Source organism: Actinomadura roseirufa (assembly GCF_900659635.1).
Classification (GTDB): domain Bacteria; phylum Actinomycetota; class Actinomycetes; order Streptosporangiales; family Streptosporangiaceae; genus Spirillospora; species Spirillospora roseirufa.
In genome coordinates, this window is record NZ_CAACVB010000308.1 from 1 (window position 1) to 7,989 (window position 7,989).

The window sequence follows — 7,989 nt, forward strand, 5'->3', positions numbered from 1 at the left end:
GGACGAGGCGCGCGAGGCCCTGCGGACGCTGGCCGGGGCCGGGCTGGCGGAGGACGCGGGCGGCGGCCGGTACCGCGTACCGGAGGCCGTGTGCGGCGCCGTCCCCGGCCAGGCCGGCGAGCGGGACGCCGCGATGCGCCGTCTCCTCGACGGCTACCTCGCCGGGGAGCCCGTCGCGGCCGAGGCCCTCGCGCTGCTGGACCGGGAACGCTGGACGGAGGCGGCCGAGACGCTGACGGCCGCCCTGCGCGACGCAGAGCGCGACGCCGAGCGGACGGGCGACCGCCGGGCCGTCCTGCTGGCCCGGCACGACCTCGGCCGGGCCCTGACCGGGACCGGCGACCTGGACCGCGCGCTGGAACTCCTCGGGCCGCTGCCGGACGCGTTCGCGACCCTCCCCGAGCCCGACCCGATGCGGCGGGGCGCCGCGCTCACCAGCCTGGGCCTGGTCCAGCTGCGGATGCGCCGCCCGGTCACCGCGATCAACTTCTTCGGCCAGGCACTGGAGCTCATGCGGGCCGAGGGGGCGGTCGAGCGGCAGGGCGACCTGTTCGTGGCACTGGCCGACGCCGCCCGCCAGCGCGGCGACGGCGCCGCCGAGGGCGCCGCGCTCGACCGCGCGGCCGAGCTGTACGAGGCGGTGCCGAGCCCCAGGGCGGGGTCGGTGTCCGACCGCCGCGCCGCGCTCGGGCACTGAGCAGGGGCAGTGAGCACGGGCCGGGGTCACGCCTTGGCGTGGTCCCAGCTGACGATCCGGTCGGGCTCCATGACGACCAGGACGCGCTTGGCCATCGCCTTTTCGAGGCCCGCCGCGAGCGCCGGGTCGATCGGCGCGTCCATCTCGGGGGCGGGCAGGCCCGCCGTGCGCGGCCCGATGACGGCGCCGACCCGCATCGTGGCCTCGGGATCCTCGACCACCCGGCCGCGCCCGTAGAGCGCGACGCCGCGCAGTTCGCCGTACTCCATCCCGTCCTCGACGAGGCACGTCATCGTGGGGTCGCGGCGCAGGTTCAGCACCTTCTGCGACGCCCGGTACGTTGTGAAGGCGATCTTTCCGTCGAGCAGCGCGTAGAACATCGTCACCAGGTGCGGCGCGCCGTCCCGGCCGACCGTCGCGACCTGGACCTTGACGTGCCCGGCCAGGTAGGCCGCGACCTCGTCCGGCGTCATCTTGATCTTCTCGCGCTTCGAACCCACGGGGCCCCCGGATCGCCGGTCGACTCGCCGGTCGACGTGTCGGCCGACACGCCGATTCGCACGCCGGTCCACGACGCGGGTCAGCATAACCCGGACGCCCGCCTTGCCCCGGTGCCCGGCACCATGGGGGGATGTCGGCTCGCGATCTGATCGTCCTCGGCTCCGCCAGCGCGGTACCGACCAAGCACCGCAACCACAACGGTTACCTGCTGCGCTGGGACGGGCACGGCCTGCTGTTCGATCCGGGCGAGGGCACGCAGCGGCAGATGGCGCGCGCGGGCGTGTCCGCCCACGACGTGACCTGGATCTGCGTGACGCACTTTCACGGCGACCACTGCCTCGGCGTGCCCGGCGTCGTCCAGCGGATCGCCCGCGACGGCGTCGAGCATCCCGTGCACGCGGCGTTCCCGGCGAGCGGCGCCGTGTACTGGGAGCGGCTGCGGCACGCGTCGGCGTTCCGCGACACCGGCGTGATCCGCGAGCGGCCGGTCTCGGGCGAGCGGGCGGTGCTCGCCGACGCCCCGTTCACGCTGGTCGCACGGCGCCTGTCCCATCCGGTCGAGGCTTACGGGTACCGGCTGGAGGAGCCCGACGGCGTCACGATGCTGCCCGAGAGGCTCGCCGCCAGGGGGGTACGCGGCCCTCTCGTCCGGCGGCTCCAGGAGGAGGGGCGCGTGACCACCGAGGACGGCACGGTCGCCCTCGCGGAGGTCAGCGTCCGCAGGCCGGGGCAGAAGGTCGCGTTCGTCATGGACACGCGCTTGTGCGACGGCGTCGGGGAACTGGCCGACGGCGTCGACATGCTCGTCATCGAGTCGACGTTCCTCGGCGCGGACGCCGCTCTGGCCACCGAGTACGGCCACCTCACCGCCGGTCAGGCCGGGCATGTCGCCGCCGGGGCCGGTGCAGGGCTCCTCGTCCTGACCCACTTCTCCGAGCGGTACGGGCCCGAGGACGAGCCGCGCTTCCGGGAGGAGGCCGCGGCCGCCTACGGGGGCGAGATCGTCCTCGTCCGCGACCTGGACCGGGTCCCGATGCCCAGGCGCCGCCGGGCGCCATGACCGCGGCCGCGCGGGTCGGAGGTGACGGCGGGCGGCTTCCTGGGCAGGAGTCCAGGCATGGCTGACGACGTCGATGTGGTCGTGATCGGGCTCGGGCCCGGAGGAGAGGACGCCGCGGGCCGGCTCGCCGAGGCCGGGCTCGCGGTGGTCGCCGTGGAGTCGAGGCTGGTGGGCGGCGAATGCCCCTACTACGCCTGCGTCCCCACCAAGATGATGGTGCGCGCCGCCGGGCTCCTCGCCGACGGGCGCCGCGTGCCCGGCATGGCGGGCTCGGCCGCCGTGACCCCGGACTGGGCGCCGGTGGCCGAGCGGATCCGCGCCGAGGCCACCGACTCCTGGGACGACCGCGCCGCCGCTGAGCGGCTCACCGGCAAGGGCGTCCGGCTCGTCCGCGGCCGGGGCCGCATCACCGCGCCCCGCGAGGTCTCGGTGGACGGCCAGGTGTTCCGGGCGCGCCGGGGGATCCTGCTCAACACCGGCACCGATCCCGTCGCGCCGCCGATCGGCGGGCTGGAGGGCACGCCCTACTGGACGAACCGGGAGGCCGTCCAGGCCACCGAGGTTCCCGACTCGCTGCTCGTCCTCGGCGGCGGGGTCGTCGGGGTGGAGATGGCACAGGTCTTCTCCCGCTTCGGCAGCCGGGTCACGATCGTGGAGGCCGCCGACCGGCTGATCGTGAACGAGGAGCCGGAGGCGAGCGCGCTGCTGGCCACGGTCTTCGAACGCGAGGGCATCGGCGTGCGCACCGGCGTCAAGGTCACCGGCGTCTCCCATGACGGGGAGTTCACCCTTCGCCTCGGCGACGGGGAACTGGGCGAGGGGGAAAGTGGCGACGGGGAACTTTCGGCCGACCGGCTGCTGGTCGCCACCGGCCGCCGCCCCAACATCCGCGACCTCGGCCTCGGCGCCGCCGGGCTGGACGAGACCGCCCGCGCGATCCCGGTGGACGGCCGGATGCGCGCCGCCGACGGCCTCTGGGCGATCGGCGACATCACCGGCAAGGGCGCGTTCACGCACGTCTCGATGTACCAGGCCGCCGTCGCCGTCCGGGACATCCTCGGCGAGGAGGGGCCGCCGGCCGCCTACCGCGCCGTCCCGCGGGTCACCTTCACCGACCCCGAGATCGCCTCGGTCGGGCTGAGCGAGGCGCAGGCCCGCGACCAGAACCTGCCCGTCCGGACCGGGTACGCCTCGCTCCCCTCGTCCACCCGGGGCTGGATCCACAAGGCCGGCAACGACGGCTTCGTCAAGCTCGTCGAGAACCCCGAGTGGGGCGTGCTGGTCGGCGCCACCGCCGTCGGCCCGGCCGGCGGCGAGATCCTCGGCGCCCTGGCCGTGGCGGTGCACACCGAGGCGACCACCGCCGCCCTCCGCGAGATGATCTACGCCTACCCGACGTTCCACCGCGCGATCGAGAGCGCTCTCGCCGACCTCGGATCCTGACCGGGCCTGGGGGAGCACGGCCCGGGGGAGTGAGGCCCCGGGCGGATCGGGCAGGATCGGGGCATGAACCGGCTCAAGGACGCGACCAGCCCGTACCTGCTCCAGCACGCCGGCAACCCGGTCGAGTGGTGGGAGTGGGGCGAGGAGGCCCTCGCCGAGGCGCGACGGCGCGACGTGCCCGTCCTGCTGTCGGTCGGCTACGCCGCGTGCCACTGGTGCCACGTGATGGCGCACGAGTCGTTCGAGGACGGCGAGACGGCGCGCGTCATGAACGAACTGTTCGTGAACATCAAGGTCGACCGGGAGGAGAGGCCCGACATCGACGCCGTCTACATGGAGGCCACCCAGGCGATGACCGGGCAGGGCGGCTGGCCCATGACGGTGTTCATGACGCCGGAGGGGCACCCGTTCTACTGCGGGACGTACTTCCCGCGAGCGCAGTTCCGGGCACTGCTCCAAGCGGTCGCCAAAGCCTGGCGGGAACAGCGGGACGACGTGATCGGCCAAGGGCTGCAGGTCGTGACGGCCCTCACCGCGCGCGGCTCCGGCCTCGCGGGCGACGGCGCGCCGGGCGCGGACCGGCTCGCGCAGGCCGTCCGGGGGCTGGCGGACTCCTACGACGCGGATCGCGGCGGTTTCGGCGGGGCACCGAAGTTCCCGCCGTCCATGGCCCTGGAGTTCCTGTTGCGCCACCACGCCCGGACGGGGGACGGGCAGGCGCTGTCCATGGCCGGCCACACCCTTGAGGCGATGGCCAGGGGCGGGATGTACGACCAGCTCGGCGGCGGCTTCGCCCGCTACTCGGTGGACGCGGAATGGGTCGTCCCCCATTTCGAGAAGATGCTCTACGACAACGCCCTTCTGGCGCGGGTCTACGCGCACTGGTGGCGGGCGACCGGGACGCCGTTCGCGCGCCGGGTCGCGCTGGAAACGTGCGACTGGATGCTGCGCGACCTCCGCACCGTCGAGGGCGGGCTGGCTTCGGCGTTGGACGCCGACAGTGAGGGCGTGGAGGGCAAGTACTACGTCTGGACCCCCGCGCAGTTGAGAGAGGTCCTCGGCGAGGAGGACGGCGCCTTCGCCGAGAGCCTGTTCGAGGTGACGGGGACCTTCGAGCACGGGTCGTCCGTCCTGCAACTCCTGAGCGATCCGGAGGACCAGGAACGGTACGAGCGAGTGCGCACGGCCCTGCTGTCGGCGCGCGCGCACAGAGTGCCCCCTGCCAGGGACGACAAGGTGGTGGCGGCGTGGAACGGGCTGGCCATCGCGGCGCTGGCCGAGTGCGGAGCCCTGTTCGACCGCCCCGACCTCGTCCGGGCGGCGGAGGACGTGGCGCTCCTGCTGACGGGGGTGCATCTGCGCGGCGGGCGGCTGGCGCGGACGTCCCGGGACGGGGCGGCGGGCGCGAACGCGGGGGTCCTGGAGGACTACGCGGACGTGGCCGAGGGGTTTCTGGCGCTCCACGCGGTCACCGGCGACCCCGCGCACGTCCGGTCGGCGGGTGAACTCTTGGACACCGTCCTGGAAAGGTTCGGCGACGGGTCCGGCGGGTTCTACGACACCGCGGACGACGCCGAGCGGCTCTTCCGGCGCCCGCAGGATCCCACCGACAACGCGACGCCGTCCGGCATGTTCGCCGCGGCGGGGGCGCTGCTGTCGTACGCCGCGCTCACCGGGTCGGACCGGCACCGGGAGGCGGCGGGGGCCGCGCTGGCGCCCGCCGGGGCGCTGGCCGACCGGCACGCGCGCTTCGCGGGCTGGGGGCTCGCGGTGGCGGAGGCGCGCCTCACCGGGCCGCTGGAGATCGCGATCGTCGGCGGCCGGGACGACGACCGGACCCGCGCGCTGCACCGGACGGCGCTGATGTCGGCGGCTCCCGGAGCGGTGGTGAGCGTCGGCGAGCCGGCCGCGGACGGCGTCCCGCTGCTGGTGGGGCGCGGCCTGGTGGGCGGAGAGCCCGCCGCGTACGTATGCCGGGGGTTCACCTGCCGGCTTCCCGTGACGACGTCCGCCGACCTGATCCGGGAGCTGAACGCCCCTCTGGATCGTTAGTCTCTCTTGTGGGAACGTGACCTTGATCTCGCTCCCGCTTGGTGTTACCACTGAGTAGCCGAGACGAACCGTGCCTGCCGGGACGGAACGGACGAGGGTGATCGGCGGTGCGCCGGGTACGGACAACTGGACCGAGGCCGCCCGTCCGGGTCATAGTCGTGGAGCCGGGCAGGCCGACCTACGAGGGAGTGTCGCAGTGCGAAAGCCCAACCGCCGGGCCCTGCCGACGATCATCGGTGTCGCGGTGTTCACCACCCTCGGGGCGAACGTCGCGGTCCTGGTGGCCCGCGACGGGAACGCCGCCGGCCGGCAGCCGGTGGCGGACGCGGCGCGGTTCGTCGCCGCGTCGGGGAACTCCCCCCTCTCGCCCGATCCGGTGGCGCCCCTCGGCAAGCGGCTGACCCCGCACGTCCTCGTCGCGGGGGCGGGCACCCTCCCGGCGGACGTGGTCGCGAAGATCCGCGCCACCAAGGGCGTGCAGGGTGTCGAGGTCGTGGACGCGGTGCAGGGCACGGTCGCGGGCAAGCGGGTGGGCCTGATGGGCGTCGACCCGTCCACGTTCCGCAACTACACCCCGAAGCCCACCGCCCAGTCGGACGCGCTGTGGCGCAACATCGCCGCGGGCGACGTCGCGATCTCCTTCACGATGGGCAGCGACGGCGGCGTCAAGCTCGGCGGCCAGGTGCCCGTCGGGGGCAGGCAGAGCCAGTCGCCGCTGCGGGTCGGCGCGTACGCCACGATGGGCATCGGCGACGTCGACGCGGTCATCTCGCACGCGAACGCGCAGGCCCTCGGCATGCCGACCGGCAACGCGCTGCTCATCAGCGTGCCGAAGACCAAGCCCGCGGCCTTCATCAAGCGGCTGCGCAAGCTGCTGCCCGCGCGTACCAAGGCCGTCGAGGTGAACCCCGAGATCGACTACCCGCGGCCCGGCGGCGAGGACGTGCCGACCTCGCACGGCCAGGTGATGACCGCGGAGCAGGTGCGCACGGTGATCAAGGCGGCCTACTCGCGGCTCGGCTGGCCGTACGTGTGGGGCGGCGAGTCCGAGGCCGAGGGCGGCTACGACTGCTCCGGCCTGATGCAGTACGCGTTCGGGCGGGCCGGGATCCGGCTGCCGCGGGTCGCCGCCGACCAGGCCCGCGCGGGCTGGGTGATCCCCTACGCCAAGGCGCGGCCGGGCGACATGCTGATCTGGGCGAACGACCCGACGGCGCCGGGCTACATCTCGCACATCGCGCTGTACCTCGGCGGCGGCAAGATGCTCGCCGCGCCGCGGACGGGCACCGTCGTCCAGGTTCAGGACGTCTACACCCGCAACATGGCCGGCGCCGTCCGGGTGAGCCCGCAGACCGCCGCCCGCGCCGCCGGCTGACCGGCCACCGGACGGGGCCCGCTCAGAGCGGGCAGCCGCGGCCGAGGAAGTCCAGGTTGCGGTCGATCAGGGCGGGCAGGTTCTCCAGCGGCTCGCCGTCCAGCCACCGGTACAGCGCCGCCTGCAGGACGCCGACCACCGCCCAGGTGAACGCCTCGACCTCCGGGTCGGTGCCGGGCCGCCCCACCCGCTCGGCGGTGATCTCCTTGAGCACGCGGAGGGTGCCGTCGTGCATCGACTCGAACGTGCGGGCGCGCACCGCGGGGACGCTCGCGGTGAGGCGCAGCCGGGTCGTGATGGTCTCCATCTCCGACTCGTACATCAGCGGGAGCAACTCGCGGAACACCGCGCGCAGCGCCTCCAGCGGGGACATGCCGGGCGGCTGCGCGCGGAACATCTGCGCCATGATCGGGTCGTACTCGTCGGTGACGACCACGTCCTCCTTGGTCGGGAAGTACCGGAAGAACGTGCTGGGCGAGATCTCCGCCGCCGCCGCGATCTGCTCCACGGTCGTCTCGTCGTAGCCCTGCTCGCCGAAGAGCCGGAGGGCGTGGTCCTGGATGGCCCTCCGGGTCTTCAGCTTCTTGCGCTCCCGCAGCGGCAGCAGGGCGAACCGGTCCTGGAGCCGGTCGATCAGGTGGTCAGGAAGCGGCGTGCTCATGGTCCGATTCTCGGCCATCCACGGGGGACGCCGCACCTCCGCGCGCCCGGCGCGGCTGGAAGGCCCACAGGGCGAGACCGGCGGCGAGGGAGCCGGCCGCGCACGCCCAGAACACCGCGTCCATGCCGTGGACGAACGCGCCGCGCGCCGAGCCGAGCAGGGCGCCGTCGTGCAGCCGCGCGGCGACGGCCACGGCCCCG

General features: G+C 74.3%; 8 protein-coding genes. 5 read left to right on the forward strand and 3 right to left on the reverse strand.

Translation table 11 applies throughout. The annotated features are described in order from the left end of the window. On the forward strand, window positions 1–697 hold a 697-nt coding region (locus E1291_RS42665; RefSeq protein WP_207401126.1), incomplete at its 5' end, for a hypothetical protein. A 26-nt stretch (window positions 698–723) separates the two neighbouring features. Here the strand turns inward: E1291_RS42665 and E1291_RS36020 are convergent. After that, on the reverse strand, window positions 724–1,197 hold the full coding sequence (locus E1291_RS36020) for a pyridoxamine 5'-phosphate oxidase family protein (protein WP_131742535.1): 474 nt from the start codon (window positions 1,195–1,197) through the stop codon (window positions 724–726). A 131-nt stretch (window positions 1,198–1,328) separates the two neighbouring features. Between E1291_RS36020 and E1291_RS36025 the strand changes: the two genes are divergently transcribed. The 4 genes from E1291_RS36025 (at window position 1,329) to E1291_RS36040 (ending at window position 7,128) form a co-directional block, all read left to right on the forward strand. Then, window positions 1,329–2,258, forward strand: a complete 930-nt coding sequence (locus tag E1291_RS36025; protein ID WP_131742536.1) for a ribonuclease Z — start codon at window positions 1,329–1,331, stop codon at window positions 2,256–2,258. Between the two features lie 57 nt (window positions 2,259–2,315). Beyond that, on the forward strand, window positions 2,316–3,701 hold the full coding sequence (locus E1291_RS36030; protein WP_131742537.1) for a dihydrolipoyl dehydrogenase family protein: 1,386 nt from the start codon (window positions 2,316–2,318) through the stop codon (window positions 3,699–3,701). A gap of 63 nt (window positions 3,702–3,764) precedes the next feature. After that, the gene (locus E1291_RS36035) at window positions 3,765–5,753 is read left to right on the forward strand and encodes a thioredoxin domain-containing protein (protein ID WP_131742538.1); all 1,989 of its coding nucleotides are present in this window, start codon (window positions 3,765–3,767) and stop codon (window positions 5,751–5,753) included. A gap of 196 nt (window positions 5,754–5,949) precedes the next feature. Next, window positions 5,950–7,128, forward strand: coding sequence for a C40 family peptidase (locus tag E1291_RS36040; protein WP_131742539.1), 1,179 nt, complete (start codon window positions 5,950–5,952; stop codon window positions 7,126–7,128). 22 nt (window positions 7,129–7,150) lie between these two features. Here the strand turns inward: E1291_RS36040 and E1291_RS36045 are convergent, their stop codons facing one another. Together E1291_RS36045 and E1291_RS42670 are read right to left on the reverse strand one after the other, a co-directional pair. After that, window positions 7,151–7,789, reverse strand: a complete 639-nt coding sequence (locus E1291_RS36045) for an acyl-CoA-like ligand-binding transcription factor (RefSeq protein WP_131742540.1) — start codon at window positions 7,787–7,789, stop codon at window positions 7,151–7,153. Next, window positions 7,770–7,989 (reverse strand): hypothetical protein (locus E1291_RS42670; RefSeq protein ID WP_207401127.1); only part of this gene is annotated, 220 nt, incomplete at its 5' end. The genes E1291_RS36045 and E1291_RS42670, both read right to left, overlap by 20 nt.